The 26,328-nt window shown below is 62.2% G+C and carries 29 protein-coding genes and 2 pseudogenes; 16 read left to right on the top strand and 15 right to left on the bottom strand.

From position 1 onward, the window contains the following. Positions 1 to 94 precede the first annotated feature (94 nt). Genes ccoN through ccoS form a run of 8 tightly spaced genes read left to right on the top strand, consistent with a single transcriptional unit; the run spans position 95 to position 7,036 of the window. Complete coding sequence (gene ccoN, locus AC1DW9_RS33730; RefSeq protein WP_476776864.1) at positions 95 to 1,756, top strand: cytochrome-c oxidase, cbb3-type subunit I; 1,662 nt, start codon at positions 95 to 97, stop codon at positions 1,754 to 1,756. A gap of 4 nt (positions 1,757 to 1,760) precedes the next feature. After that, entirely contained in the window at positions 1,761 to 2,495 is a 735-nt protein-coding gene (gene ccoO, locus AC1DW9_RS33725) for a cytochrome-c oxidase, cbb3-type subunit II (RefSeq protein WP_441508152.1), read from the top strand. A 4-nt stretch (positions 2,496 to 2,499) separates the two neighbouring features. After that, a complete protein-coding gene (locus tag AC1DW9_RS33720) occupies positions 2,500 to 2,670 on the top strand; it encodes a cbb3-type cytochrome c oxidase subunit 3 (protein ID WP_441508153.1) in 171 nt (56 codons plus the stop codon). Positions 2,671 to 2,673: 3 nt separating this feature from the next. Further along, positions 2,674 to 3,552, top strand: coding sequence for a cytochrome-c oxidase, cbb3-type subunit III (gene ccoP, locus AC1DW9_RS33715; RefSeq protein WP_441508154.1), 879 nt, complete (start codon positions 2,674 to 2,676; stop codon positions 3,550 to 3,552). Continuing rightward, positions 3,549 to 3,755, top strand: a complete 207-nt coding sequence (locus AC1DW9_RS33710) for a hypothetical protein (RefSeq protein WP_441508155.1) — start codon at positions 3,549 to 3,551, stop codon at positions 3,753 to 3,755. Before ccoP ends, AC1DW9_RS33710 begins: the two co-directional genes overlap by 4 nt. A 25-nt stretch (positions 3,756 to 3,780) precedes the next feature. Further along, on the top strand, positions 3,781 to 4,572 hold the full coding sequence (locus AC1DW9_RS33705) for a DUF2189 domain-containing protein (protein ID WP_441508158.1): 792 nt from the start codon (positions 3,781 to 3,783) through the stop codon (positions 4,570 to 4,572). After that, positions 4,569 to 6,824, top strand: coding sequence for a cation-translocating P-type ATPase (locus AC1DW9_RS33700; RefSeq protein ID WP_476855323.1), 2,256 nt, complete (start codon positions 4,569 to 4,571; stop codon positions 6,822 to 6,824). Before AC1DW9_RS33705 ends, AC1DW9_RS33700 begins: the two co-directional genes overlap by 4 nt. Continuing rightward, positions 6,821 to 7,036, top strand: coding sequence for a cbb3-type cytochrome oxidase assembly protein CcoS (ccoS, locus tag AC1DW9_RS33695; RefSeq protein WP_441508843.1), 216 nt, complete (start codon positions 6,821 to 6,823; stop codon positions 7,034 to 7,036). The genes AC1DW9_RS33700 and ccoS overlap by 4 nt, the downstream gene beginning before the upstream one ends. Positions 7,037 to 7,141: 105 nt before the next feature. On the opposite strand, the gene AC1DW9_RS33690 is transcribed toward ccoS, so the two are convergent. Genes AC1DW9_RS33690 through AC1DW9_RS33660 form a run of 7 tightly spaced genes read right to left on the bottom strand, consistent with a single transcriptional unit; the run spans position 7,142 to position 16,175 of the window. Beyond that, positions 7,142 to 8,140 (bottom strand): FAD:protein FMN transferase, encoded by a 999-nt coding sequence (locus AC1DW9_RS33690; protein ID WP_441508844.1) that lies wholly within the window; start codon positions 8,138 to 8,140, stop codon positions 7,142 to 7,144. A 10-nt stretch (positions 8,141 to 8,150) separates the two neighbouring features. Beyond that, positions 8,151 to 8,735 carry a nitrous oxide reductase accessory protein NosL gene (locus AC1DW9_RS33685; protein WP_476777357.1) on the bottom strand — a complete coding sequence of 195 codons (585 nt, stop codon included), beginning with the start codon at positions 8,733 to 8,735 and terminating at the stop codon, positions 8,151 to 8,153. After that, positions 8,732 to 9,562, bottom strand: a complete 831-nt coding sequence (locus tag AC1DW9_RS33680) for an ABC transporter permease subunit (RefSeq protein WP_441508846.1) — start codon at positions 9,560 to 9,562, stop codon at positions 8,732 to 8,734. The genes AC1DW9_RS33685 and AC1DW9_RS33680 overlap by 4 nt, the downstream gene beginning before the upstream one ends. Then, positions 9,559 to 10,479: an ABC transporter ATP-binding protein gene (locus AC1DW9_RS33675; protein WP_441508847.1), complete on the bottom strand. Its 921-nt coding sequence runs from the start codon at positions 10,477 to 10,479 to the stop codon at positions 9,559 to 9,561. Before AC1DW9_RS33675 ends, AC1DW9_RS33680 begins: the two co-directional genes overlap by 4 nt. Further along, entirely contained in the window at positions 10,476 to 11,873 is a 1,398-nt protein-coding gene (locus AC1DW9_RS33670) for a nitrous oxide reductase family maturation protein NosD (protein WP_476777356.1), read from the bottom strand. The genes AC1DW9_RS33675 and AC1DW9_RS33670 overlap by 4 nt, the downstream gene beginning before the upstream one ends. Positions 11,874 to 11,877: 4 nt before the next feature. After that, complete coding sequence (gene nosZ, locus AC1DW9_RS33665) at positions 11,878 to 13,827, bottom strand: TAT-dependent nitrous-oxide reductase (protein ID WP_476777355.1); 1,950 nt, start codon at positions 13,825 to 13,827, stop codon at positions 11,878 to 11,880. 20 nt (positions 13,828 to 13,847) lie between these two features. Then, the gene (locus AC1DW9_RS33660) at positions 13,848 to 16,175 is read right to left on the bottom strand and encodes a 4Fe-4S binding protein (RefSeq protein WP_476777354.1); all 2,328 of its coding nucleotides are present in this window, start codon (positions 16,173 to 16,175) and stop codon (positions 13,848 to 13,850) included. A 284-nt stretch (positions 16,176 to 16,459) separates the two neighbouring features. Between AC1DW9_RS33660 and AC1DW9_RS33655 the strand changes: the two genes are divergently transcribed. Beyond that, a complete protein-coding gene (locus tag AC1DW9_RS33655) occupies positions 16,460 to 17,344 on the top strand; it encodes a ferritin-like domain-containing protein (RefSeq protein ID WP_441508851.1) in 885 nt (294 codons plus the stop codon). A gap of 28 nt (positions 17,345 to 17,372) precedes the next feature. Here AC1DW9_RS33655 and AC1DW9_RS33650 read toward each other — a convergent pair whose 3' ends face one another. The 4 genes from AC1DW9_RS33650 to AC1DW9_RS33635 form a co-directional block, all read right to left on the bottom strand. After that, a complete protein-coding gene (locus tag AC1DW9_RS33650) occupies positions 17,373 to 18,470 on the bottom strand; it encodes a hypothetical protein (protein WP_441508852.1) in 1,098 nt (365 codons plus the stop codon). A 62-nt stretch (positions 18,471 to 18,532) separates the two neighbouring features. Next, on the bottom strand, positions 18,533 to 18,988 hold the full coding sequence (locus AC1DW9_RS33645; protein ID WP_441508853.1) for a pseudoazurin: 456 nt from the start codon (positions 18,986 to 18,988) through the stop codon (positions 18,533 to 18,535). 218 nt (positions 18,989 to 19,206) lie between these two features. Further along, the gene (locus AC1DW9_RS33640; RefSeq protein ID WP_476777353.1) at positions 19,207 to 20,439 is read right to left on the bottom strand and encodes an NnrS family protein; all 1,233 of its coding nucleotides are present in this window, start codon (positions 20,437 to 20,439) and stop codon (positions 19,207 to 19,209) included. Next, positions 20,408 to 20,689, bottom strand: coding sequence for a DUF6455 family protein (locus tag AC1DW9_RS33635; protein ID WP_441508854.1), 282 nt, complete (start codon positions 20,687 to 20,689; stop codon positions 20,408 to 20,410). The genes AC1DW9_RS33640 and AC1DW9_RS33635 overlap by 32 nt, the downstream gene beginning before the upstream one ends. 645 nt (positions 20,690 to 21,334) lie before the next feature. Between AC1DW9_RS33635 and AC1DW9_RS33630 the strand changes: the two genes are divergently transcribed. Both AC1DW9_RS33630 and AC1DW9_RS33625 read left to right on the top strand, forming a co-directional pair. After that, entirely contained in the window at positions 21,335 to 21,763 is a 429-nt protein-coding gene (locus tag AC1DW9_RS33630) for an RrF2 family transcriptional regulator (protein WP_441508855.1), read from the top strand. A 58-nt stretch (positions 21,764 to 21,821) separates the two neighbouring features. After that, positions 21,822 to 22,283 (top strand): hypothetical protein, encoded by a 462-nt coding sequence (locus tag AC1DW9_RS33625; RefSeq protein WP_441508856.1) that lies wholly within the window; start codon positions 21,822 to 21,824, stop codon positions 22,281 to 22,283. Between the two features lie 484 nt (positions 22,284 to 22,767). On the opposite strand, the gene AC1DW9_RS33620 is transcribed toward AC1DW9_RS33625, so the two are convergent. Then, entirely contained in the window at positions 22,768 to 23,073 is a 306-nt protein-coding gene (locus AC1DW9_RS33620) for a hypothetical protein (protein ID WP_441508864.1), read from the bottom strand. On the opposite strand from AC1DW9_RS33620, the pseudogene AC1DW9_RS33615 reads away from it, so the two are divergent. The 5 genes and pseudogenes from AC1DW9_RS33615 to AC1DW9_RS33595 all read left to right on the top strand — a co-directional run. After that, positions 23,014 to 23,240: pseudogene (locus AC1DW9_RS33615) on the top strand (DinB/UmuC family translesion DNA polymerase); the annotation flags it as partial. The gene AC1DW9_RS33620 and the pseudogene AC1DW9_RS33615 sit on opposite strands and share 60 nt — an antisense overlap. A gap of 21 nt (positions 23,241 to 23,261) precedes the next feature. Further along, entirely contained in the window at positions 23,262 to 23,507 is a 246-nt protein-coding gene (locus tag AC1DW9_RS33610) for a DUF4113 domain-containing protein (protein ID WP_441508862.1), read from the top strand. Then, positions 23,507 to 23,800, top strand: a complete 294-nt coding sequence (locus tag AC1DW9_RS33605; protein WP_441508857.1) for a hypothetical protein — start codon at positions 23,507 to 23,509, stop codon at positions 23,798 to 23,800. The genes AC1DW9_RS33610 and AC1DW9_RS33605 overlap by 1 nt, the downstream gene beginning before the upstream one ends. Before the next feature lie 44 nt (positions 23,801 to 23,844). Beyond that, positions 23,845 to 24,135, top strand: coding sequence for a hypothetical protein (locus AC1DW9_RS33600; RefSeq protein ID WP_441508863.1), 291 nt, complete (start codon positions 23,845 to 23,847; stop codon positions 24,133 to 24,135). 35 nt (positions 24,136 to 24,170) lie between these two features. Beyond that, positions 24,171 to 24,419: a hypothetical protein gene (locus AC1DW9_RS33595; RefSeq protein WP_441508858.1), complete on the top strand. Its 249-nt coding sequence runs from the start codon at positions 24,171 to 24,173 to the stop codon at positions 24,417 to 24,419. Positions 24,420 to 24,742: 323 nt separating this feature from the next. Here AC1DW9_RS33595 and AC1DW9_RS33590 read toward each other — a convergent pair whose 3' ends face one another. The 3 genes and pseudogenes from AC1DW9_RS33590 to AC1DW9_RS33580 form a co-directional block, all read right to left on the bottom strand. Beyond that, positions 24,743 to 25,531 carry a metallophosphoesterase gene (locus tag AC1DW9_RS33590; protein WP_476777352.1) on the bottom strand — a complete coding sequence of 263 codons (789 nt, stop codon included), beginning with the start codon at positions 25,529 to 25,531 and terminating at the stop codon, positions 24,743 to 24,745. A gap of 50 nt (positions 25,532 to 25,581) precedes the next feature. Continuing rightward, positions 25,582 to 26,049: an HAD family hydrolase gene (locus tag AC1DW9_RS33585; RefSeq protein WP_476777351.1), complete on the bottom strand. Its 468-nt coding sequence runs from the start codon at positions 26,047 to 26,049 to the stop codon at positions 25,582 to 25,584. Positions 26,050 to 26,113: 64 nt separating this feature from the next. Further along, positions 26,114 to 26,328: pseudogene (locus AC1DW9_RS33580) on the bottom strand (IS6 family transposase); the annotation flags it as partial.

Here is a 26,328-nt window from a genome sequence, read left to right as displayed (position 1 = left end):
AGTATTCACTGGCTGACGCGGTCCGGATTTCGACCTTCCGGTCCCTCTCTCGAGCACCGCGAGCCGCGCTGTGTGATGACCGGGGGGAGAGCGAATGGTTGCCGGGCTGACTGTCGCAGAACGCCAGAGTGCCATCACGATATCAGCGCTTGTCGCCTTCTGCGGGCTCGTGATGGCGATCGCCGGGCACGACGACCTCATGGGGGTTCATGGCGTCATCGTCCTTCTCTGCGGGCTCGGCGGCGTCTTCCTGGTCCTGTCGAAGTATTTCGAGCCGGAGCCATCCGATGAGCGYCTGGYGCACTACTAYGATGACCCRACCAAGGTTGGCATCGTGCTYGCCCTCGCCTGGGGCGTCGTCGGCATGTTTTTCGGGGTCTGGGTTGCCGCGCTCCTCGCCTGGCCCGACCTGACCTTCGACGCCGCCTGGGCGAGTTTCGGTCGCATTCGSCCCGTCCATACCTCAGGCGTGATCTTCGGCTTCGGCGGCAACGCGCTGATCGCCACCTCCTTCCATGTGCTGCAGCGCACCACGAGGGCCCGCCTGCCSGATCAGATCAGCCCGTGGTTCGTGCTGCTCGGCTACAACCTGTTCTGCGTGATCGCCGCCAGCGGCTATCTGATGGGGCTGACCCAGTCCAAGGAATATGCCGAGCCCGAATGGTATGCCGACATCTGGCTGGTCGTCGTCTGGGTCGTCTACTTCCTGATCTATATCCGCACCCTGCAGCGGCGGAAGGAGCCGCATATCTACGTCGCCAACTGGTACTACATGGCCTTCATCCTGGTCGTGGCGGTGCTGCACATCGTCAACAACCTGGCYGTGCCGGTCTCGTTCGGCCATGCGAAAAGCTATTCGCTGTTCTCCGGCGTGCAGGATGCGATGACGCAGTGGTGGTACGGCCACAACGCGGTCGCCTTCTTCCTGACCTCGGGCTTCCTCGGGATGATGTACTACTACCTGCCCAAGCGGGCGGACCGGCCGATCTTCTCCTACCGGCTGTCGATCATCAGCTTCTGGGGCATCACCTTCATGTATATGTGGGCGGGCTCGCACCACCTGCACTACACCGCCCTGCCGCAATGGGTGCAGACGCTGGGCATGACCTTCTCGGTCGTGCTGCTGGTGCCATCCTGGGCCTCGGCCGGCAATGCACTGGCGACCCTCAACGGTGCCTGGCACAAGGTTCGCGACGATGCGACGCTGCGCTTCATGATGGTCGCCGCCGTCTTCTACGGCCTGTCGACCTTCGAAGGCTCGTTCATGGCGATCCGGGCCGTCAATTCGCTGTCGCACTACACCGACTGGACGGTCGGCCATGTCCATGCCGGCGCGCTCGGCTGGGTGGCGATGATCACCTTCGGCTCGCTCTACGCGCTGGTRCCGTGGATGTGGAAGGTCGATCAGATCTATTCGCCCAAGCTGGTCGAGGTCCATTTCTGGCTCGCACTGTCGGGAACCGTCATCTACGTCTTCTCGATGTGGAACTCGGGCATCATCCAGGGCCTGATGTGGCGCACCTATAACTCCAGCGGCACGCTCGCCTTTTCCTTCATCGACAGCGTCGTCGCGATGCATCCSTACTACATCGCGCGAACGGTCGGAGGCCTGCTGTTCCTGCTCGGGGCGATCGTCGCCTCCTACAATGTCGGAATGACRATCCGGATGGCGCGCGCGCGGACTGCGCCGCAAGCGGCCGATCCCGACCAGCCTGCCCTGCCAGTGGCCGGGCCGGCGCTGCAGCCGGGGGAGTGAGACCATGGCCGAGTTCTTCCATCGCAGGCTCGAACGCAGCGCCATCGGCTTCGTGCTGGCCATCATCGGCGTCTCGGCGATCGGCGGCTTCGTCGAGATCGCGCCGCTCTTCACCATCCACGAGACGGTCGAGACCGCGCCCGAGATGCGCGTCTACACACCGCTCGAAACGGCCGGGCGCAACATCTATATCCGCGAGGGCTGCTATGCCTGCCACAGCCAGATGATCCGCACGCTGCGCGACGAGGTCGAACGCTATGGACCCTATTCGCTCGCGGTCGAGTCGAAATACGATCATCCGATGCTGTGGGGCTCGAAGCGCACCGGCCCGGACCTGGCGCGGCTCGGCGGCAAATACTCCGACGCCTGGCATGTCGCGCATCTGATCAATCCGCGCGAGGTGGTGCCGCAATCGGTCATGCCGAAATATGGCTGGCTGATGCGCAACGAGTTGCGRACCGAGGATCTCGGCCAGCACCTCGCCGCACTGCGCGTTGTCGGCGTGCCCTATACCGATGCGATGATCGCGAATGCGAGCGCCGATGCCTATGGCCAGGCCCACCCCGACAGCCCCTATGCCAGCGGCGTCAGCGAGCGCTACGGCGAGGCCACSACCATGCGGGCKTTCGACGGGCAGCCAGGCCGCCTGACGGARATGGACGCGGTGGTTGCTTATCTCCAGGTCCTGGGCCGGCTGACCGATGCGGCGCATCGGCAGACGGCGGCCACGGCAAGGTGAGGCGATGGACATCGATCATCAATCGCTCGTCGGCTTCGCCAAGAGCTGGGGGCTTTTCTACCTGATCGCGCTGGCRGCGGGCGTGCTGATCTATGCTCTGTGGCCCTCGAACCGGGCCCGCTTCGACCGCGCCAAGAAGAGCATTCTCGACAAGGACGACAGGCCGGGGGACTGAAACATGGACCAGGCGAAGCGGGACCCCGTCACGGGACAGTTGACGACCGGTCACGAGTGGAACGGCATCGAGGAACTCGACACGCCGATCCCGCGCGTGGTGCTGTTCTTCCTGGCGGCCTCGACGCTGTTTGCKGTGGTCTATTGGCTGCTGATGCCGGCCTGGCCGCTCGGCTGGACCTATACGAAGGGTCTGCTCGGCAACGACCAGCGCCAGATCGTGGCCCGCCAGGTCCAGGATGCGGCAGCCGAGCGCGCCGGCTGGACCCAGCGCATCGCCAACGCCTCGTTCGCGGAGATCGCCGCCGACCCCGCGCTGATGCGCCATGTGCGCGACACCGGGCGGGCCCTGTTCGGCGACAACTGCGCCGTCTGTCACGGCAGCGATGGCAAGGGCGGACCAGGCTTCCCCAATCTCGCCGCGGGCTCGTGGCTCTGGGGCGGCGAGCCCGAGGCGATCGCCGAGACCATCCGCGTCGGAATCAATGGAACAAGCGGGCAGACGCGCGCCGCGCAGATGATGGCCTTCGGCCGCGATGGCATGCTCGACCGCGAGCAGKTGTCAAACGTCGTCGCSTATGTCCTCTCGCTTTCCGGGCAKCCGCTCTCGGAGGCGGACCAGGCGCGTGTGCCCGCCGGCAAGCAGGTGTTTGCAACGACCTGCATCGCCTGCCACGGCGAGGACGGCAAGGGGCGGCACGATCTCGGCGCGCCGGACCTGACCGACGCCAACTGGATCTATGGCRGCGATCCGCAATCGGTCTTCGACAGTGTCCATAACGGGCGCCAGGGYCATATGCCGAGCTGGGAAGGCCGCCTSTCGCCGACCGACATCAAGYTGCTTGCGCTCTATGTCGGCACGCTGCGGGACGGCGCACGATGAGCCCCGCAACCAACGGGCAAGCGCGGCGGCCCGGCAGCCGGCGGGCGCTCTGGCTGGCGCTGCTGATTGCAGGAGCCGCGCTCGTCGCCTTCGCCAATGCGCATCTGGTCTATGTCGCCATCGGTTCGCAGCCGGACTGCGTGCCGCATGCGAAATCGGCGGGCGAAGCAGGCACGTTTCGTGCCGCCCGCCCGGCCTGCTGAAGCGGGGAGGAGCATCGTGGGCACGATCAAAAACGGCCAGATCGAAAACGGCCAGGACATCCCGCTGCCCCTCGCCGCACAGCGACGGCGCAACCTGCCGGCAGGCGCGGCCCTGGCCTGGCTCGGAGCAGGCTGGCGCGATCTCTGCCACAGCCCCGTGCCGAGCCTGCTCTATGGAGCGGCGGTRTTCCTGGTGTCGCTCGGCATCGTCTGGGGGCTGTTCCGCTACGAACTSGACTACATCCTGCTGCCCGCTCTCGCCGGCTTCATGGTGGTCGGGCCRATCCTGGCGATCGGCCTCTACCAGAAGAGCCGCGACATCGAGGCCGGCCGCGCCGTCAGCCTCGCGCGCATGATCTTCGTCAAGCCGGMCTCCGGCGGCCAGGTCTGGTAYACCGGCGCCATCCTGTGCCTGCTGATGCTGGTCTGGATGCGGGCCGCGGTAATCATCTATGCGCTGTTCTTCGGCTTGCGGCCKTTCCCCGGTCTCAAGGATGTCCTCGCCATGCTGGTCTCGACGCCRGAGGGCTGGGCGATGCTGCTGGTAGGCACGGTGGCGGGCGGCCTGTTCGCGGCCTTCTCCTTCGCCATCAGCACCTTCGCGATCCCGATGCTGCTCGACGAGAGGGTCGACGCCTTCACCGCRATGGGCACCAGCATCTCGCTGGTCTGGAACAACCTGCCGGTGATGCTCGCCTGGGGCGCGATCGTGCTCGCGCTCTTCCTCCTGAGTGTGGCGACCGGGCTGCTCGGGCTGATCATCGTCTTCCCGCTGCTCGGCCACGCGACCTGGCATAGCTATCGGGCGATCAGATGAGCTGCTGCGCGCCGCCGTTCGACGTCTCCGGCACGTTCGACGGTTCCGCGGCCCGGCAGGAAATCCGGCTCGCCAGCCGCGAGYTGGGCGACGGCCTCAGGCAGGCCGATCTCTCCGTTCCCGATGTTCACTGCGCGGCCTGCATCCGGACGATCGAGACCGGCCTGATGCAGRTTGCCGGTGTCGAGCACGTCCGGGTCAACCTGTCGACCCGGCGCGTCGCCGTGAAGTGGCGCGGCGAGGAGGCCCCCGACCTGYTCGTGGCGCTGGCCCGGCTCGGCCATCCCGGCCACCTCTTCGAGAGCGAGGCGGACCGGTCCGATCCGGAACGCGCCCGCCTGATCCGGGCGYTGGCAGTCGCCGGCTTCTGTTCGATGAACATCATGCTGCTTTCGGTCTCGGTCTGGTCCGGCGCCGAACCGGAGACCCGCAGCGCCTTCCACTGGATTTCGGCCGCGCTGGCCCTGCCCTGCCTCATCTATTCCGGCCGCGTCTTCTTCGACTCGGCCTGGTCGGCGCTGCGCCACGGCCGCACCAATATGGACGTGCCGATCTCGATCGGCATCTGCCTCGCTTTCGGTCTCAGCCTTTACGACACGCTGCATGACGGCCCGCATGCCTATTTCGACGCTGCGACCTCGCTGATCTTCTTCCTGCTGATCGGGCGGACCCTTGACCATCTCATGCGCGAGAAGGCGCGTGCCGCGGTGCGYGGCCTGATGCGCCTGTCGCCGCGCGGCGCAACGGTGCTGCGGGCMGATGGCAGCCGCGACTATCTTCCGCTTGCCGAGATCGTGGCGGGCATGCGCGTCGCGCTCAGTGCGGGCGATCGCATTCCCGTCGATGGCGTGGTCGTGGAGGGAACATCCGAACTGRATTGCGCCATTGTCAGCGGCGAGAGCGCGCCGCGCACCGTGGCCATGGGTGCACCTGTGCGCGGGGGAACGCTCAACCTCTCCGGTCCGCTGACCATTGCCGCAACCGCCGGGGCCGAGACCTCCTTCCTCGCCGAGATGATCCGGCTGATGGAGGCTGCCGAGGGCGGGCGCGCCGGCTATCGACGCATCGCCGACCGGGCCGCCGCGCTCTATTCGCCGGTGGTTCACGCCACGGCCTTCCTCACMTTTCTCGGCTGGATGTTGGCAACCGGCGACTGGCACCGTGCGATCACCATCGCCATCGCCGTGCTGATCATCACCTGTCCCTGCGCGCTCGGGCTCGCCGTGCCGATCGTGCAGGTGMTGGCGTCGCGGCGCCTGTTCGAGAAYGGCATCATGGTCAAGGACGGCTCGGCGATCGAGCGCATGGCCGAGATCGACATGGCRGCCTTCGACAAGACCGGCACCCTGACGCTCGGACAGCCRCGCCTCGTCAATGGCGGCGSCATYGYCCCGGCGGATCTGGCGATCGCGGCCGAGATCGCCCGCCGCTCCAGCCATCCGCTCTCGCGCGCGATTGCCGCTGCAGCGCCGGCCGGCGGCCCCGCGCTGTCGGACCTTCGGGAATATCCCGGTTTCGGCATCGAAGGGTGGCTGCAGGGACAACTCTACCGCCTCGGTCGGGCCGAATGGGCGCTTGCCGCAGGCGCTGGCAGCCAGGAGGCTGGCACTGTGCTCAGCCGCGACGGCACGTTGCTCGCCAGCTTCGTGTTCGAGGAGACGTTGCGTCCGCAGGCGCAGGCCGCAATCGCTGCGTTGCGCAGCGAGGGCATCGCAATCGCACTGCTCTCCGGCGATACACAAGCCGCCGTGCACAGCATTGCCGCCAGGCTCGGCATCGGCACGGTCGCCGCAGGGTTGCTGCCCGCGCAGAAGGTCGCGCGGCTCGCCGCCCTCGCGGCCCAGGGCCACAAGGTGCTAATGATCGGCGACGGCCTCAACGATGCCCCTGCACTCGCCGCGGCTCATGTCTCGATTGCGCCGGCCTCGGCCGCCGATATCGGCCGCAATGCAGCCGATTTCGTCTTCCTGCATGACGGGCTCGACGCGATCCCGACCACACTCAAGCTCGCGCGCGGCTCCGCCCWGCTGGTGCGGCAGAATTTTGCGCTCGCGATCCTCTACAATGCCGTCGCATTGCCGATCGCGATTGCGGGCTATGTCACCCCGCTGATCGCGGCGCTCGCCATGTCGCTTTCCTCCGTCCTCGTCGTCGCCAATGCGCTGCGTCTCAAAGTGGATAAGGCCGGATCCCCTCGCCCGGCCGACGCGATGCCGGCAGAGCCGAGGCTGGCCGCGGAGCCGGGCCAATGAGCAGCCTCGTCTTCCTCGTGCCCCTGGCCCTCCTGCTCGGCGCCTCAGCGCTCGCCACTTTCCTCTGGTCCCTCAAGAGCGGCCAGTATGAGGATCTCGACGGAGCGGCCGAACGCATTCTGCTCGATGACAAGGACGACCGGATCGCGACGGGGGAGAGCGACGGCGGCGCGCTGCCCGAACCATCCGCACCTCAGAACAATCGGCATTGAACGCGAGAAGCCTTCTTACCGAAACAGTAGACCCTCTTCCGACAGCAGCAGCCGATACGAAGTAGTGGAGAAGCAGCCACCATCCTGCCTGCACGCTGAAGACACTCATCTTAGGATGATCTGCCGCTGCCCCGAAACCGTCGTCAGACGTACGTGGTCAAATCCAATAACTCCCCCTGACCGCGTGATGTCTTGCATAGGCATGAAGCTGAAGGCGGTCGACAGGGCGTCGGCCTCTGTGGCGGTTGGCATTACCACGGTTACACTCTGATACCGCTTCCCAGGCCGACCCGTGCGCGGGTCGATCAGATGATGGAACAGGCCAGCCGGGTCGAACTGAAACCCGTACCCGCCCGAGGTGGCTACTGCCATGTTAGTCACCTCGATTGTTTCAGCGATCCGAGGCGGATCAGCTGGGTCCGTAAGACCGATCTGCCAGGCATTGCCATCAGTTCGGCTGCCCAGCACGCGCGGTTCTCCCATGTCGACCAGGCTATGATCGATGCCGCCCGAGCGAAGTATATCGACGACACGATCAGTGATGTAACCCTGAGCGATCCCATTAAGGGTCAGGGCCATGCCCCGGCGGGCAAAAACGACGCGATCACCATCATAAGTTACATATTGGAAGCCGACCTTGCCGAGTGCCTCCTCAATGGCACTATCTGTCGGGCCCTCGGGTGGCGCATCAGGGCGACTGAAATGGTCGCGATAGAGTGACCAGAGTGGCTGGACGGTTGGATCGAACGCTCCCTCGGTCGTCTTCCAGACCCCGCTGCAATGGTTCAGCAGTGAAACTAGTTCGGCCGGCGGGGCGATCAGGATGCCCTGGCGGTTCAGAAGCGCCAGTGTCGAATCGGCGCGATACAGGCTGAAGATGCGTTCAAGACGCGTCACCTCAGCAAGGGCCCGTTCGATCAGGCGCTCGGCGGTCGGGCGGTGGTGATGGTGGATTTGAAGCGAGGAAACTGCACCCATCGACTGGCCGAGCCAAGTGACGAGATGACCTCCGGAACCGGCCCTCGCCCCGAAAGGTAGCAGGCCCAAACCGGCAGCGGCTGCCGTGATCCCGATCATCCGCCGGCGCGTGGTCGTAACGTTCATGGCGGTCTCCCTAATGCATGTGACCGCTTTTGGGAGCTGTTGCAGCCCCATGGCCAGACATCCCTCGGGGTGGTGGCGGCGGCGCTGCGTCCTCTTCCGCTCCGAGGACGTAGTCCTTGGGAACCTCCGCGAATGATACGATGCGCCCGCCGTTGTCAGAGGCGAATTTCTCGGCAGCGCTGCGGTCCGAGAACGGGACGACCTCGGCCGCTCCCATGCCGCCCTTCATGCGGCTGCCGATGACAAAGACCGCCTGTCGGGCATCGACCCAATTGGTCGCGCCAGGTTCCTCCCAAGTCGCTGCCTTTCCCATATCCGACACATAGATCGCCCGGATATCTTTAGGCTCTTCGGGAAGCATGGTGAAGGAAACCGCATCACGCGCTGACGAGAACCAGACGGGTTCCTTGCGACTGGCAAGTAGGATCTGGCCTTTTGGACCTGGGTGCTCCAGAACGTTCATGCCGCAATAGTGGCCAATAGCAGCGTTCGTAAGCTGCTGGGGCGGGGGCGGCGCTTCCGCAGATTTCTTGTCATTGCAACCGCCCAGGGCCAGCGCCCCGAGCAGAGCGCTGGAAATAACAAGGAGCCTCATAGTTCTCTCCTCGAAAAAGCAACGGCCGCCAGCATCAGGGGAACGAACGCCCAGGCAATGAGGGCGGCTAAGAGGACTGGAAGGCTCAGGGTTGCACCTTGCGCAACGCCAGCCATTCCCGAGAAAGAGCTGACATTCGCGAAGCCTGTGAGATTGAACAGCCGATAGATATCGGCTGGGTTGAGCAGCAACAGCGCGTTGAGGATGCTGCCGGAGACGATCTGGCCCTGATCCACGACGAGCAGACCCAGCAACGCCATATCGTAGATCAACACGAACAGAAGCCAGATGCCGACGGAGATACCCGCAGCGGTGCCGCGGTTTCCGACCAGTGCGCTGACGAGATAGCCAACGGCTATGAAGATGGCCCCGAGCAGGATGGAGGAGCCAATCATGGAACAGAAGGCAATCCAGCTTTCCGCATCAATGACGGCGCCCGTCGCGACCAGGGCACCTGCTGCAGCCCCGTAACCGAGGAGCGTGGCGAAGGCCAGGATAGCCAGGTGGCCCGCAAACTTGCCAAGCAATACCTGCCAGCGAGCAATCGGGTAGCTCAGCAGCAACAGCATCGTGCCTCGCTCCATCTCACCAACAATCGCGTCGTGGGAGATCAGCAGGGCGATCAATGGCAGCAGAAAAATCGTTAGGCTCGACAAGCTCACGATTACCACGTCGAGTGCACGCACTCCGACGTTGCCGGTTGGCGCACTCCCGAGGAACGTGAGTGAAAGGGCAAGCGCGGCGAGCAACAGCGTCGTCGCGAGGACCCAGCGATTCCTGAAACCCTCCTGGATTTCCTTGAAGGCCACGATCACGATGTTCTTCATGATGCGCGCTCCTGCGACCGGAGGAAATGGGCGTACAGCTCGTCGAGCGTCGGCGGTATCACGTCGAGATCCTCGACAGGCGCATTGGCACTGGTCGCGCGGCGAAGGATTTCGATTTTCTCCTGCGGCGCCGCATCAACCTCGACAATGTGGCCGTTGATCCGCCGCCAATCGCTGACAGGTTCCAGCCAGTCGTGGAGACGGGAAAGACCACTTTCGGTGACTTTCATCCTAATCCGCGTGGGCAGCCGGGCGATCAGCCGGAGTTCGTCCATGGTTCCGTCGGCGACTTTCACGCCATGGTTCATAATGATCACGCGACCCACGCGCTCTTCGAGTTCGGTCAGGGCATGGGAAGACAAAAGCACGGTTGCGCCGCCGCTGCGTAACTCCTGCACAATCTCGTAGAAACTCTGCCGTAGAGCTGGGTCGAGCCCGGTTGTCGGCTCGTCGAGCAAAAGCACCCGCGGGGATCCGAGCAAAGCCTGAGCCAGGCCGAGGCGTTGTCGCATGCCCTTGGAATAGGTGCCGACGCGGCGGTCGGCTGCATGCGTGAGACCCACCCGATCAAGGAGCGAAAGCGCGTTGCGTATCGGTTCACGCTTCAGTCTTGCGTAGAACGCAATGGTCTCGCGTCCGGTGAGGCCCGTATTGAAGGAGACACTTTCGGGCAAATAACCGAGGCGCCGGCGTGCGGCGAACTCCCCCGCGGCGGGATCCTCCCCCAGCACCCTAACGCAGCCTTCCGTGGGGCGGATGAGGCCCAGCATCAACTTCATCACTGTCGTCTTTCCCGCGCCATTGTGGCCAACGAGAGCGACCGTTTCTCCTTCCGGCAATTGAAAGGAGACGTCCCGAACGGCCTCAAGGGCGCCGAAACGCTTGACCAAGTTGCGAACTTCTACAGTGGCCGTCACGGGCGGCGTCCTTGCGCGAGTTTGGGCAGCGGTGGCGGGGCCATGAGCGGCCGGCTATCAATCACGCCGCCCGGCAGCAGCGCCGGGAACTGAGCCTGCGCCCAACGAATGACCTGCACAGCAGGAGAATTGACCAAAAGCTTAGCCAGGGGCGCGGTCCACAGAACTTTGTCGATGAGATCATTCGGCCGGTAGGCGCTATCGCCAATACCGTCTCCGTTCAGATCAAAAGCCGGATTGTCGCTCCAGAAATTACCTCGTCCATCCTTTGACCAGTCCAGATAGCGGGTGCCCACATACTTCACCTGATTCCGGTTTTTGATGAAGGCATTGCCTACGATCTCGTTGCGCTCCGACCCCGCCGTAAAGTGAATTCCGATCTCGCAACCTTCAAACCAGTTCTCGCGAAAGCGGTTCTGGTTGGCGTTGTAGATGAATACGCATTTGGTCGGGGCGGGACGCGCGCCTGAACTCAGATCGGGTTCCGGCTCTCCTGCCGCTGGCAGGCCGTGTTCCCGTGTTTCCTTGGTGCGCATGCCAGTGGTGGTCCAGCGATCTGCCGATTGAATTCGACCCAGCACTGTGTTGTTGAGGATTTTCGAGTTGTTCGCGTAATTGAACATAAAGCCATGATCGCGATCGCCGATTGAAATATTTCCGGTAACCGTAAGGCGGCTTGAGAACATAATTGCGTATCCAACCGTATTGTCGGTCGATACGTTATTCGAGATCTCGCTGTCGTTCGTATACATGTAATGAATAGCGAATCTCAGATCACGCAAGCGATTTCCGCTAAAGACATTATTCTTGCTGGTGATGACGAAAATTCCGTCTCGCCCATAGCGGATCTCATTGTCGATTACCTTGGCACCGGGCGCATTCCATACCGAGATGCCGTTCCCGGCCTCGTTCACACGGCCCTCTTCGATGCCGGTGATCTCATTTTTCCTGGCGACGGAATCTTCGGCTCCGTGCAGGTAGATGCCATAGAGGTTTCCCTCGATCTTGTTGCCTTCAACCAAGGCCCTTGTTGCCGTCTTCTCGACGAAGACGCCGGCATCCATTTTCTCCGGATCCCTCCCCGATCCACGGATCGTCAAGCCGCGAATGACGACGTCAGGCGCGGAAATGGTGACGACGCTCCCCTTCCCTGATCCGTTCAAGGTTGCGCCAGTCGCCCCAACAATCGTCAGTTTGCGTGAGAGCCTGATTGGCCCGGCGTGATCGCCAGCGGCCAGGATGAGCACGTCGCCGTCAGCAGCTTTGTCGATGTCGGCCTGCAGGTCGCCGCGTCCTAGTTCAATGGTTCTCTGCTCAGCTGACGCTGGCATACCGAGGCTGGCGGCAAAAAGCGCCGCCAGCCCGAGGGACAACACTGTGCGATACACTCGCATTCGGTCAGGCGCCTTGCGGCTCAACGAGCATGCGGCCCTTCATCTCCATGTGCATCGCATGGCAGAACCAGGAGCAGTAGTACCAGTAGACGCCAGGCTTTGAGGCCACGAAGGTCACCGAGGCGGTGGCCTGCGGAGCGACCTCCATGTTCACGCCGTAGTTGGTGATGCAGAAGCCGTGGGTCAGGTCCTCAACCTCGTCAATATTGGTGACGAAGACAGTGACCTCATCCCCCTGTTTGACCGTGAACTCCTCCAGCCCGAACGCTGGGGCGGCGGAGATCATGTAGACGCGCACCTTGTTGCCGTCGCGGATGATTTTGGAATCCTGCTCAAGCGTGACGCCGTCAGCCTTTGCCTGCTGAACCGCAGGCGCGAAGAATGGGTCGTCGCGCTTCCAGATTTGCAGCGGGTTGATCTTTGACCTGTGGACCAATGTCGCATCATGCGGCTCGGCGAAGCTCGGACCATCGTGCACGAGCACCATCCGCTCTCCCGAGATGTCGATCAGCTGATCATTTTCGGGCTTGAGCGGACCAACGTTCAAGAAACGGTCTTTTGAGAATTTATTTAGGGAGATCAGCCACTTGCCATCAGCTTCCTTGGTCTGACCCATGGAGGTGTGGTTGTGGCCCGGCTGGTAGTGCACATCGAGCTTCTGGATAACCGCGTTGACCTTCTCGCCCTTGAAGGCCCGCTTGGCGAGGTCGATGTTCCACTTCACCACCTGGCTGTCGAGGAACAGCGTGGTGAAAGCGTTGCCCTTGCCGTCATAGGCGGTGTGCAACGGCCCCAGTCCCAGTTCCGGCTCGGCCACCACCACATCGCGTGGCTTGATCTTGTCATCAAAGAGATCGTCGAGTTTGCGGGCGTCGAAAACGGTCACGGTCGGCGAGAGCTTGCCGTTGGCGACGAAGTGGATGCCGTCCGGGGCGGTGTTGATGCCGTGTGGGCTGTTTGGGACGGGAATGTAACGGGTGAACTTCGAGCCGGAGCGGCCGTCGAGCACGGGAACGCCACCGATGGTCTCGAACTCGCCCTTTTTCACCGCCTCCTCGATCCGTTTGAGGTTGAAGACGACGACCCAGTCCTGTTCCTTGGCCATCATCTCGGCGAGCGTCACGCCCTCTTCCGAGTTGTAGCAGGTCGCCCAGGCATACTTGCCTTGATAGTCGCAGTCGACATTGTCTAGGTTGCCGTCGACCCTGAGTTGCCAGGCGACCTTCATGGTATCACCGTCGACCGCGCTGAAGATCGACATGTATTTCTTCGTATCGTTCAAATCCCTCCCGTCATTCGGCACGGGCACGCGATCCTCGCCATTGCAGAACACATAACCGGTCCTGGGATACTTCTGCACGCGCAGGCCGTGCACCGTGTACTGGTTCGGCAGCTGGATGATCTTGTCGCACTTCATCACATCGAGGCGGATGCGGCAGACGCGAGTGTTCGCCTTGTCGTTGGCGAAGAGATAGCGCCCGTCATATGTGCCGTCGGTGAAGGATGGATGGGGATGGTGCAGGTCCCCGTTGAGGTAGATGCCACCCTTGTCCTTCAGGAAGTCGCGGCTTTCGGGGGTGAGCCCCTCCGTCAGGATCTTGAGGCTCTCATTGGTCTGCCCCCAACCCGTGGCGCTATCGCGGTTGAAGACCGGGATGCGCATCAGTTCGCGCATCGAAGGACAGCCGACAATGCGCACCTCGCCGCTCTGCCCGCTGGAGAAGAACACGTAGTACTCGTCAAGCTCACCCGGCTTGACCTCATACTTGTTGGCGACGGTCGGACGGACCACGGATTGCTGCGGGCGGGTCTGGGCCTCCGCCGTCGAGACCATGCCGCTCCGCGACAGACCAAGGCCTCCAGCCGTTCCCGCCGCCCCCGCAACGGCAACCGCAGCGGTCGTCCCCAGCATGTCGCGCCGGTTCAACCCCGTCTTCTTCTCATCTGTAGACATCTGAGCCTCCTTTACTTTGCTCATGACCGCGGCGTTGAGGGAGGCGCCGTAGCGGGCTTCCCAACCGGATTTCCCATATGCGTAATGATTGGCTTAGCTGGCCCCGCGCCGCCGTCTTTGTTCCCGCGCATAGAAGGAGACGTAAGTGCGTCCCGCTTCTCGCGCTTCAGGCGCACCTGGATCATATGCGGGCAACGATGATCGTCGTGGTACAGCTCCTGGCAATGCATGCAGTAGATGCACTCGTTGACGTTGATGTGGCCCTCGGGATGGATCGATTGCACCGGGCATTCTTTGGCACAGCGTTGGCAGGGCGAACCGCATTCGGGCCAGCGCTTCAGCCATTCAAAGGTTCGCATGCGCCCTGGAATGGCGAGCGCGGCTCCAAGCGGGCACAGGTAGCGGCAGAAAAATCGTTCGATGAACAGACCGGCCGTCAGGAGGGTCAAGGCGTAAATCACGAACGGCCAATCGCGGACGAATTTCAATACGATAGCTGTTTTGAAAGGCTCCACCTCGGCCACGACTTCCGCCAGGGCCACCGAATAGAGTGACAGCCCGAACAGGCCGAGAAAGATGATGTACTTGATCGGCCAGAGCCGCTCGTGCAGGCCCCACGGCACCTTGATCTGCGGAATTTTGAGCCACTGCGCGATATTGTTCGTGAGTTCCTGAAGTGCTCCAAACGGGCAGAGCCAGCCGCAGAACGGGCCTCGCCCCCAAAACAGCAATCCCGCGGCGATAGCCGCCCAAAGGATGAAGGTAAGAGGGGCCGCGAGGAAAAATTCCCAGCTAAAATGGGTCACCAGCGAGTTGGTAAAGGTGAGCACGTTCACGACGGAAAGCTGGGCATTCGCGTACCAACCCAGCCAGACGAGGGTGAACGTCAGGAAAGCACGGCGTACCCAGCCAAACAGGGTCGGCCGGCTGACCAAAGACTCCTGGAAAAAGAAGATGCCGGTCAGGACCAGCAGGGCGGCCGCGGTTATCCCGATGGCCACCGAGTTCATCCGCCAAATTTTGAGCCACAAAGGCTCTTCAAGCTCGCTGGCATTGGGGGCGGCCCGGTCCAAAAGCACTGGCGCTTCAGCTGGAGTGACGCCCTGTGCCTTGGAAGGCGCCTGCACTGTGGACGAGTCCGCCGGGGATTTCGTTGCGAATGCCGGCGTCGCTGGTTCCGCGACCAGGTACTTTTCCGGTAGCGTGTAGCCGAGATCGAAGGTCAAGAATGCCTTGTTTCGTGCCCCCACATTGCGCTGAACCAGCAGTTGCAGTTGCCAAGGTTCCGCAAGATCAAGCTTGAATTCGTCCGGCAGGACGAACAGCGCGATCTCCCGCAGATCCGGCGCTCCCTCCGCTGCAAGAGCCCCTAACCGAGTGTGGTCACGGTCCCGAAACCTGATGCTCTGGCCATCTTGCAACAGTTCGATGCGGTCAAAGATGCCACCACGAACATAGCCCGAGCCTTTGAAGGAGTAGGCTCCCTCGCCCGCTACGATAAGCGCCTGTTGTCCCGGCTTGAGCCGTGAGCGAAGCCGCTCGAAGCCGTCATCTCCGAGAAGGCTGCGACCAATGGTTGGGACGCTGACGGGCGCAAGATACAGGTCGATAAAGGTATCGCTGGCATCGCCCGGTTCAGGGTCGTCGGACGCCTCCTTGTTGCCCGCCCTGGAAAAAGCGTCGTTGATGTCGCCGATCGAAAGGGTAAGACGACGGACCGATCCATCGCCGAGCAGGGTTTGCCAGTCACGCAGCTCGCTTTTGCCGAGATCAATTCGCTTCACCGGCGGCGCTGCTGCAGCGCTCGCGGTTGTCGGCGCCCCCGTTCCGAGGCGACCGGTCCGGATCAACCGCACCGCAGAGCGCACCACGCTATCGCCCATCACGAGGACGGTCACCGTAGCGCCGCTCACGATTTCTGCCTGTGGCGCTCGATCGCTCCCTTCCGCGACCCGTTTCATGTCCTTGCCGATGAGCGTGTTAAGCGCATCGATGATGCGCCGCTCAGGGATCCCCACCAGAACGATGGGCTCCTTGTGCTCGACGAGCTTGACCGCAGTTACGATCCCGCCCGGATCAATGCCGACGAGCAGATTGATGGGCTTGCCGGAATAGCCGGTCGCATTGGTGACGTCGGAGTTGAGATAGACATACCCGAGCAGTTTGTTGCCCTGATATGTCGGCACGATCGGCGGGGTACCCTCAGGCTGACCGAAGCGGTCCGCACCCGGGAAAAACTCGGAGGGAAGCGCTTTCGGCAAAAACTCCTGAACGCGCCCTGCCGCGAGGGCGGGTAGCGCCGCACTCGCAAACCAAATCGACATGCCGAGGATCAACAGCAAACGCATGGTCCCCTCGAAGGAGCGGGCCGACATGCGGAGTTTGGTTGCACCTGTCTTTGACAACTGGGATCGTCCGATTTCGGCAGCTTCAACGAGCGTGCGAACGCCGACGCAGCGGCGCCGGCTCAGCGTTCGCGATTAAGTTCGAGGGTTGGTCCGACATTGATGTCCCAATTCCGGGCTCCTAATGCGCCGATCCGGAGGGCCATTCTTTGATCCAACGCAAATGCAAGCGTCTGATTAGGTGTTCAACGTGACCGGCCGGAGCGGTTCACCCCACGGAGGATGGAATGTCACTTCTAAAAGCGGAGCCGCCAGGTGCCGTAAAATCCCTGGAGGAGCTGTTCGCGATTGCATTCGCCATGGAGCAGGAAGCGGCGGCTCGTTATGACGAAATCGCTGAACGTATGCGCCGCGACGGAAATCTGGAGCTCGCGGCTGTCTTCGATCGGCTTGTGGCAGACGAGAACGGGCACCTCGCAAGGGTGGCGCGCTGGGCTCAGCAGCGGAGCGGCCATCCACCCGATGCAGCCCGAATCCGCTGGCAGATTCCGGAAACCTTTGACGACGAAAGCACGGGGACGACCGATCCCCGCCTTCTAAGCACCTACCGAATCCTCTCCATGGCGGTGCGGAACGAAGAACGAGCCTTTGCCTTCTGGAGTTACGTGGCGGCCCATGCTGATAGCGAAGACATACGTATAGCAGCGGAGAGTCTTGCCCACGAGGAACTTGAACACGTGGCGCTCCTTCGACGGGAACGCAGAAAGGCATTTCACGCTGACCGTAGCGTGAGACGCAATCCTCATCGCGATGGCGTACCTGCAGCTTCCGAAGCGGCTCCCCTTGAGCGTCACCTTGCCAACCTGCTCGATACAATGGCGTCGACAGAACGGCTCGAAACAAGCGCCGTTCTCCGCGACCTTGCGATCGAGGCTCGACGGTTGGCCGGAGAGCTTGATGATGCTTCCATCGTCATTCCGACCGAGAGCATCCCGATCGCAGCTCAGGGAGCCGCGATCGCAGTCGCAGAATTCCTCGTTGATCGCTATCTCGAAGCAGCCGATGGCGTTTCCGACGATAAGAAACTGATTTGCCTTCAGGCAATTGCAGGACGCGCCATCAAACGGCTCGCTTGGCTGAGGTCGGATTTGCCAGAATTGGAAGCATCCTGAGCAAATCCCGTTGCTCCCTCGAGGCCGCTCAAGTGCCGGCGGCAACTGCCTCCCGCACACGTCGGTCACGCAGGACATTCGTCCCTGCGGCGAGGGAAATCACGGTTCCCACAAGCGTCACGATCGTGAGCACGTCACTCCATTGACGCAGCGCGCCCGATTCCAGGACGTCCCCGACGGCGCGTATCGCCACCGACCCGTGCAATGCGACGAGCGGTAAGTAGAGCATTGGCTGATAGGTCCGTCGCCGGTAGTCGATTGCCGGCATCGCAATCAAGAGATGGCCAAGTCCAATCGAGAGAACAAACCCAATCAGCACGGCGTGAAGCGCGAGGTTATGTCCAGCCGGGGTTAATCCCGGCGGCAGCGCAACAAACGCTCCACCCGCAATGCCAAGCCAGGCGCTTCCAAGAAGTATGCAGGCAGCCGCGAACCTCGGTCGTCCAGCCACCTTCATGCTACGGCGGGCACCGTCGTATTTGAGAAACCAAACGTTCAAGACGATCAGGGCCACGCCGAATAGCGCCGCACCATTATCCGTCATCAAGCCGTTTTGAGCTCCGGCGCCAAGAAGGCCTGCCGCGAAGAAAATCAATGAGTCGCTGCCTCTCTGGGGCGAGGTTTCCGCAATCTTGCGGAGTCGCTCGCCAGCGACCGTCAGAACCAAGAAGGCAACCCACCAACCCTCCACGTCGGCCAGCGGATAATTTATCAGCCAGAGAAGGTTGCCCGTGAGCCACATTACCGCACCAATCAGCAATGTGCCGGTCGATATAGTGGGATTCGCGAGGGTTAGAAAAAGCGTGACGCTGCAAAGTACGGCGGCCGACAGGACATAGAACCCGGCGCCAACGTAGGGTGGAGCCCCCGCCAACAAGGCGAGAGTTCCAATTCCGGTGACCGCGGGCGCGATATAGGCCCAACGTTGCCCAACCGCGAAAGCGCGCTTCACTCCCAACAGCGTGCCAAAAAGCCCGGAAATGAGGAGCGGCCCGTGCAACAATCCTAGCGCCGATCCGGAGGGCAGATACCATCCGGATCGCTCCCAGCCTCCCGCCAATCCGGCGAGCAAGGCAAGGAGAGCGATTGCAAGGAAGCCATTCCGAACCAGGTTTCGGTATTGCATGGGACAGACCACTCGTATGGCGAAAATCCTGGTGCGGGATCCCCACCTAAGTCGCGATGAGCTTATTTCGCCGCGGCAAGATTCGAGGCCGCCTTTTCGAAGAGCGTCGCGAACACTTGCTTCGCCTTGCCGGGATGAGCAACGGCCTTCGCCTGATCTACGTTAGTCGGGTTGCCTACAACAACCATTCCGACCATGCCCATGCTGTAGTGCGGCTTGCATTTATACCCATACACGCCAGGCTTATCGAAGGTGATCGCCAACTCTTCGTTGACCTTTCCTACGAACGCTTTGCCTCCTTCTGGGAGCATGTTGTCGACGGTTTCGACATTGTGGCCCTTGTCGGCTGCAATGAACTTGACGGTGTCGCCTGGATTTATTCGGACGAGGGAGGGCTCAAACACCATGATGCCATCCGCGCTCTTGTTGAGCATTTTTACCTCAACCTCAGCCGCATTGGCTCCGCCCGCGATCATGAGCGCAGCCATCACCGCGCCCGACATGATGAGTTTCCGCATGATTGACTCCTACTGCGATACCGAGCGCCCACCACCCCTTGGGTTCGGTTGGCTGTGGCATAGCCGCCGGCGGTCCATTGCTGTTTGAGCTAGAGCAAAAACGCCGCGGATTGTGCTTCTGCTCGTTCGCAAGGCGGCTTCGGCCTTCGCCGACATGCTGTCGCGCCAGTTCCCTGTGCCGCGTCACCGGCGCCCCAGCAGCTCGTCACTGAAGGCGATCAGGAAGAAGGCGAAGGCCGCAATCCAGCTGCCCGCGGCAAGCACCAGCAAGAGCGGACGGTGCGCCCCCCCCACTCCGCAGGCAGCCGGATGACAGTCGCCGCTGACCCCGAGGCGAGCGCTATCGTCAACGCCGTCGAAGAGGCGAAGGGCTTGCGCGTCTGGCGACGGATCATGCTCGCCATGATCGCCAGGCTCGCGCCGCCGATGGCACCGATCGTCCAGACGTGAATGGCGGCGGCCTCGCCGATCGGTACAGGGCGGATGGTCCCGATGGCGAGAAGGCCAAAACCAAGCGCCGCCCAACCATAGGCGAGATGGAGCGCGAGGATTGCCGGGCAGGTCAGCACCCGCCGCGTCTGCCACCGTGCTAGGCGAGCGAACTGAGCGCAACTTGCCCCGGCGCTCAGGATCGCGGTCGCAGCGGTCATCGGCGCGAGCTGCCAAGCGCCGAGAGCGGCCGACGCCGTGATGCCCGCCGCCATTTCGCTCCACGCTGACTTAAGCCGACCGGCGGCCTCCCCCCGCGCCTCGAGATAGGCCACGGTCAGGGCGGGCGCGATCCGGCCAGCCATGATCAGCATCAACCCCAGGAGGGAGACGAGGCCGAGCCGCAGCCGGAAGCCAAAAGCTGGAGCGGCTGGCGCAGCCTCCGGCAGCATTGCTGCCGCGGCCAGCAGGAAGAGCAGCAGCGCGACCTTGATGTCGCGCCTCTTGCCTGCGGCCATCACCTGCCAGGCGACAATGACGGCCAGGACCAGGAGGAAAGTTCCCGACAGCAGTGCTGATCCGTCGACTAGCCAGACATGTGAGAAGCGCGCCGACAGCCACAGCGCGACGAGGCTCGCAAGCGCTGGAGCCGACAGGGTCGGTCGCCCCGTCCAGCGCGGCAAGGCCGTCAGCATGAAGCCAGCCAGTACGGCCGGCATCATGCCAAATAGTAGCGCCTCACGATGCCAAGCCGCGACAGAGGAACCCGCAGGAAGAATGGCTTCGCCGCCCGGCAGCCAAGGCCAGATCCCTGCGACAGCGTCGAGGCCCGCCAGCAGGAAGAATGGCCGAAACGGCTGCCGCGGCCACGAGGCGCGCGTCTGCGCCACAGATGTCACGACATAGGCTCGTAGCTGAGTGATTCCGGGCCGGAGAGCGACCAGGACTTGTGGCCGAGGATAGCGCGAAACGCAGACCCGGGGCGTGACATCACGCCCCGATACGGTGCAGATAGGCTGCATTCGGGCAGAAGTCCGGCGCGACTTCCTTGCTGGCGCCATTGAGCCAGCTGCGGCATTCGCCGGCATGCGGGCAGTCAAGACACCGCCGCGCGGCGAGCGCGAAAGCGCTGCCTCGGCCTTCCCGAACCGCTGCTCCCAGATCGGCGCCGGAGCGCTCCATCATCTCGCCGAATAAATGCGCCTGCCGTTGAGCGCGCTCGAAGGCTGGCCAGGTCAGGAAACGGTCCCTAATCGAAAGTCCCGAAGGCATGGAATGCTCCCATCATATCGCAGGACAAACCACACGATAGCAGCCCGGCAATCCGGCTCGTTGATGCAGAGCAAGGAAGTCGCACATCACACAGCCGGGCTTCGGCAGTTTGCGGGAAAACAACGGAACTGCCCAACCTTTATCGATGCGGCTTCCATGCCTGCATCTCGGCCAACGATTCCGAGATCAGCCGCGATTGAACAAGCCGCGGTGGCACAGGGGTCCAAATCTTTTTTTGGCGGAGAAATCTCTCAACGCGCTTAACAGTCATGTACAATGAATCTTTTATTGTATAATGAGACTGGCAGAAGTCCTTCTTTTTGGCTGTGCAGAGCGATGGTCAACCAACCTCAGAACCTGTCGAAGGCCCCCAACGCCGACAGCACGTTGGTGCCTATGCTGATATGGGGCCTCGTCCTCATCGTCATTGGAATGGCTAGCGTTATGATCTTCGTCTAGCACGACGATGTATTCGGCATTGGCGGGAATAGTTCGCCGAATCAGGGAGCTGCGACGCGACCCGCCGAATTCGATACGCCGATCAGGACACCCCCCCGAAAAGCGGATCGTCGCGACGTGGCCTGCCTTTGACGGTAGCGGGTTGCGGGAAAATGAGCGGCAACTGGCCAGAAGTCGGAATGAACCATGCGATTGACGAGCTTCTCCGACTATTCGCTCAGAATCTTGATGTACGCGGCTGCGAAAAGCGAGCGTTTGATTACGATCGAGGAAACATCCTTGGCCTATGGCATCTCACGCGCGCATCTTATGAAGGTTGCCAATCTGCTCACGAAAGCCGGGTTCCTTCGAGCGGTCCGCGGGCGTTCGGGCGGTCTCGTCCTGGCGAGACTTCCAACAGAGATCGGGATCGGAGAGGTCTTACGCCTGACAGAGCCAGATTTTGCTCTGGTCGAGTGCTTCGGCAGCGGCAACGGCTGTCTGGTCACGTCGCGCTGTAGGCTCAAGGGCATTCTTCACGAGGCGCTTGCCGCTTTCCTCAGCACAATCGACCGTTACACCCTGGCCGATTTGATGCTGAGGCCTGAGGACTTCGGCATCCGGCCAGCCGCCTGACGCCACCAACGCTCCCAGTGGCTCCTAGAGCTTCGGCAGCGGGAAGGAGATACTGAGGGTGACGCGACTGGTATTCGATAAGGCTCTCTGCCTGGACGAGGACAGCCTGCGCGACGTTATTTTGGCATTTTGTGAGGGGCTGCGCGCCCACACCAGGTTGCGCAGACCGCTCGACCGAGTCGCAGGCAACCGCTGGTATGATTTTGAGGTCGGGCTCGAACATTTTCTGACGGCTCTTATCGCACGAACCGGCGATCATGGCGGCGGCCTACTGGCTTTGTACGAAGCGTTTCCAGCGTTGGCGCCCGAGCATGTGACCGATGCCCGTGACCTCTTCATGGAATCGGCGCTGACGATCCTGCCCCTTTACGCTGCCGCCTCGTTATCGGAGCTCGTCGATAGCGTCTGCGATCTGGCTCTACGCGCGCTGTGTCCGGCGACTGGAACACCCTTCACTCCGATAGCTCGCAGGATCAGGGACGCTGAGGAGGCACTTCGGATCGGAACTAGCCTAAGATAGGTGGCGTTTCGTCCGGCAGGGGGCGATAGCTCTTCCACGGCACGCTTGCCGGCCAACTCGTAGTCAGCAGGCCGCCGTCGGCGATGTTACCCGCGAGGCCAAGCACCCGTGGATTTTCGTCGCTTCCGACCGCATCCTCGTCCTCGATGCGCAGGTGCTGCAGGATGGGCGTCGGCGGGAAACGTCCGAATTTCTCAGGAGCATCTCTCGTCAGTGAGCATTCAAAGGTCTACGAGCAGTTCGCCCCAGACATCGAGATCTACTCGATCGACAAGAGCTTCCTCGACCTCACCCCGGTTGCACCAGAGCATCGCGAGGAGTTGGGCCGTCGAAATGGACCGGCATCCCCACTTGCGTCGGCATCGGCCCGACGAAGACACTGGCGAAGCTCGCAAACAAAATCGCGAAGAGCACGCCTCAGCTCGGCGGCATCTTCGACCTGACGAGCGCGGAACTCCGCCGGGAGTGGCTGCCGTTGATGCCGCTAGGGGACGTCTGGGGCATTGGCCGTGCCAGCCAGGCCAAGCTGACTGGCTTCGGCTGCAAGACGGCCGCTGATGTCGCTGCTCTCGATCCCAAGCTCGCTCGCCAGACGCTGACCGTCGTCGGCGAGCGGATCATCCAGGAGCTGCGCGGCCAGCCCTGCATCAACCTGGAAACCGTCGCACCCACTCGAAAGGGCTGTGCCGTCACCAGGTCGTTCTCCGGGCGGCGGATCGAAAGCCTCGAGATGATGCAGGAGGCCATCGCTGCCCATGCCACCCGTCTTGGCGAAAAGCTCCGGCATCATCGGTTGGCAACCGATCACGTTACGTCTTTTTCCACACCTCTCCGTTCGACAACGGCCCCTCGCGTTCGGTCTCGACAACGGTCGACTTCCCCGAGGCGAGCAACGACACCCTCGTTCTGGTCCGCGCGGCCAAGTGGGGAGCGCGGCGGATCTGGAAGCCGGGCTACCGCTACGCCAAGGCCGGCTTGATGACGGTCGACCTGGTGGCGCCGGAGATGTCCCAGCGAGCCCTGATCGGCGCCCTCGATCGCGAAAAGAGCGGCCGGCTGATGGAGGCCTTGGACGCGTGCAACAAGATGTACGGCCGTGGCGTTGTTTTTCCTGCAGCCGCTGGCATCGGTCGGCAGCAGAAGGCGTGGGTCACGAAATTCGAGATGCGTTCGCCGCGTTACACGACGCGGCTGGAAGAGGTTCCGGTTGTAGGGAGAGCGTGATGCCAGGCTTTAAACATCACGTCGAAATGAAACTGGATGCCGCCGCTGCGCCGGAACGCCTGCGCAGGATCGAGAGCTGGTGTGGAGACTGGCAAATCGGCTTTCGCGTACTCGACCGCTTTCCCGGTTCGGAGACGATCCGCATCGCATTCGAGGACCGAGGCCTGGCGCGTGCCTTCATCGGCCATTTCGGCGGAGTGCTCGTCGACGAGAATGAACTCGAAAGCGCCATAGCCGACGACTTCGCAGCCGAGGACGCTAACGATCGCCTCGCCCGCGAGTATCCGGATTGAGCGACCGGCGCGATCATCCGACAACGCCGGACGGCAGGTATTTTATGGTCGCCGGGAGGCTGTGGCGATCAACAAATCCCGCCCTTCCGGCTGCGCGCCGTCATGAGCTTGTCGCTGATCTCATGGATGCTCGTCGCGCGGTGAAGGACGCAAAGCGCGGAAACGGCGAACTCCATGTTGACCGAGCCGCCGTCGACGCAGCCAAGGTTGCCCTTGGGGAGCGGGGCCCGGTCTGGTGGGACGACGGCGCTCCGGACTTCAATCGGCACTTGGCCAAGAACACGCCTTACGCGGCCTGGGCGTCGCGATTGAACAAGTCCGGCAAAGAGGACTAATCTATGCGACCTCGTCCTGAGCGCGGGAGGCCGGCATGCAGAAATCCGGCATCGCTGTGACCAACATTGTCGGCACCGCGGGGTCATTCGCGATCGACCTTCCACTCGAACCGTTCACGCTTAACGAGCGCCTGTTCGACATCGGGCTTTGGTTGATTGAACGCGAAATCCCCCATCAAGCTCGCATCATCATGCAGCCCGAGCACCAACGCATTCGCGTGAGTTTTCCCGACGCCAAAGACGCCATGGCCTTCAGCGAGCACTTTGGCATGCGCTTGAACTAGACACATGCCGAGCGGGGAATCCGCGAGCTGACGTCAATCAGGCAGCCGCAAAACTATGCGGCCCGGTCGCGCTGAGATCGAGCGAACCCATCATGTCAGGGCGGACTGGTTCCGATCAGAAACAGGACCCTAGGCCCTGAGCATGAATGGGAGCGATTTCATTCGCACGTGTTCCGACAATATTTGCCACGACTTCGTCGCCTTCGCATAGTGACAGCGCCTCTACAATTGGCTTCGACAAAAGTATTGGTTGGCCAATGGTACACGTCTCTACTCGTTGCAATTGGTGCCGATGTCAGCGCGTTGCTTCGACCTGCTCAGCATTAAACCTCAACGACGCAGCATGGGTTAAAACCGCGATTTTCACGATCACCATGAAGGTTTGGGTAGCCGGCCTGATTGGCGAAGATGCGCGTCCGGCCGACCCTGTAATCGTGCGATCCGTGATCGTGACCATGGATCCAGAGCTCGGGCTGAAACTCTTCGATGAGGTGACCCAGGTCGGATACAAACGCGGGTGTAAGCGAACTTCCTTGGTGCCGCGGTTGAATCGAATTCGGATGAGGCGCGTGATGGGTAACGACAACCGTCGGTCCATCATGGGGCGTCGCTAGCTCTCTGCGGAGAAATGCGACATCAAGCCGATGTTCGGCAGCTGCATGCCAGGGCATAAAGCGGCTGAAATGCCCGCTCTCCTCTTGGTATCGGATCAAGCGATGGTCGTTTAGCGTCTCCCCAGCGTAGACCATCGAAGGCTTCGGCGTGCCGTGGAGCCTGTAATCGGTCCATAGGATGCACCCAAGGAAGCGCACTCCGCCGACCACGACGGTGTTTCGGAACAGAAGATCGACGCCCGAAGACTCAGCCGCCGCCCTGCCCTGCGCAAGACTGCGCTTCAGTTCGGTCTTATAAAGCTCGTGGTTTCCCGGGACGTAAATGGCGTGCCGGCCCTTCAGCGGCCCGCTTTGCTGCTGGGCGATCCAAGTCACCGCTGAGGAAATTGGCTGCCCGATGTCGCCAGCGAGAACCACGGCATCGAACTCCGGCATAGGCGACGGAAACTCGAAGGGACCAAACTCGAGATGCAGATCGGACAGTACGAGTAAGCGCATTCTGCCTCCGTACGTTTGAATCGGAGAAGCTAGAGCCACAGGCGGCCGAGTCAGGCCGCCCTTGCCGCGGAAATCCGGTCGAAAAGTTCGGTGATTTCACTTGGCGCAAAGATGGATGCGCGCCTCGAATATGAGCTCTCGAACTCCTCGATTGGCATCGCCAGCGCGTCGATGGTGCCTGGTCCAAAGACGTCGGCTTCGAGTTCGTCGCCAGTGAACAAGACCTCGGACGGCTGCAGGGCTAGTTGGCTGCACACCAACCGGTAGATCTGCTGCTGGGGCTTCTTCAGCCCCACGCGAAACGACAACACAACCGCATCGGGTGGACCAGGCAGCTGATCCAGCAAGGCCTGCTCATAAGGGCGGGCGAGATTGGAGCAGATCGCGATTTTGAGACCGGCTCGACGCAAGGCGGACCACACCAGATCCATACTTGGTCGCAGCCGCGTTGAAGCACATTCCGCCGCGACGTCAGCTTCGAGCCTTACCAGCTCTTCTTCCGTTGCGGGGGTGGCCATCTCTCGCGACGGCGTTGTCACGTTAACCGCGGACCATTGAAGCGAACTCAACCGGGTGACGGGCTCACGCTGCGAGGCCAGCGACGGCTTTCCATTGTGCCATGGCGCACAGACGATGCAGATGGATGGCGAGGGCGGAGCGACGGGACCGGGGCGGGACGAACAGATTGCGGACGGCGGAGAAGACGGCGACGAAGCGCTGCAGGCTGCCTGGAGATCGAAAGCCTTGCATCTGGAGATCGAAAGCCTTGCATCGTCCGCTCGCGCTTTCGGAGCGGC

The organism is Allobosea sp. P4_E12 (assembly GCF_056401655.1).
Note: the sequence above shows the minus strand (reverse complement) of the source record. Positions and strands in the feature narration are given on the sequence as shown.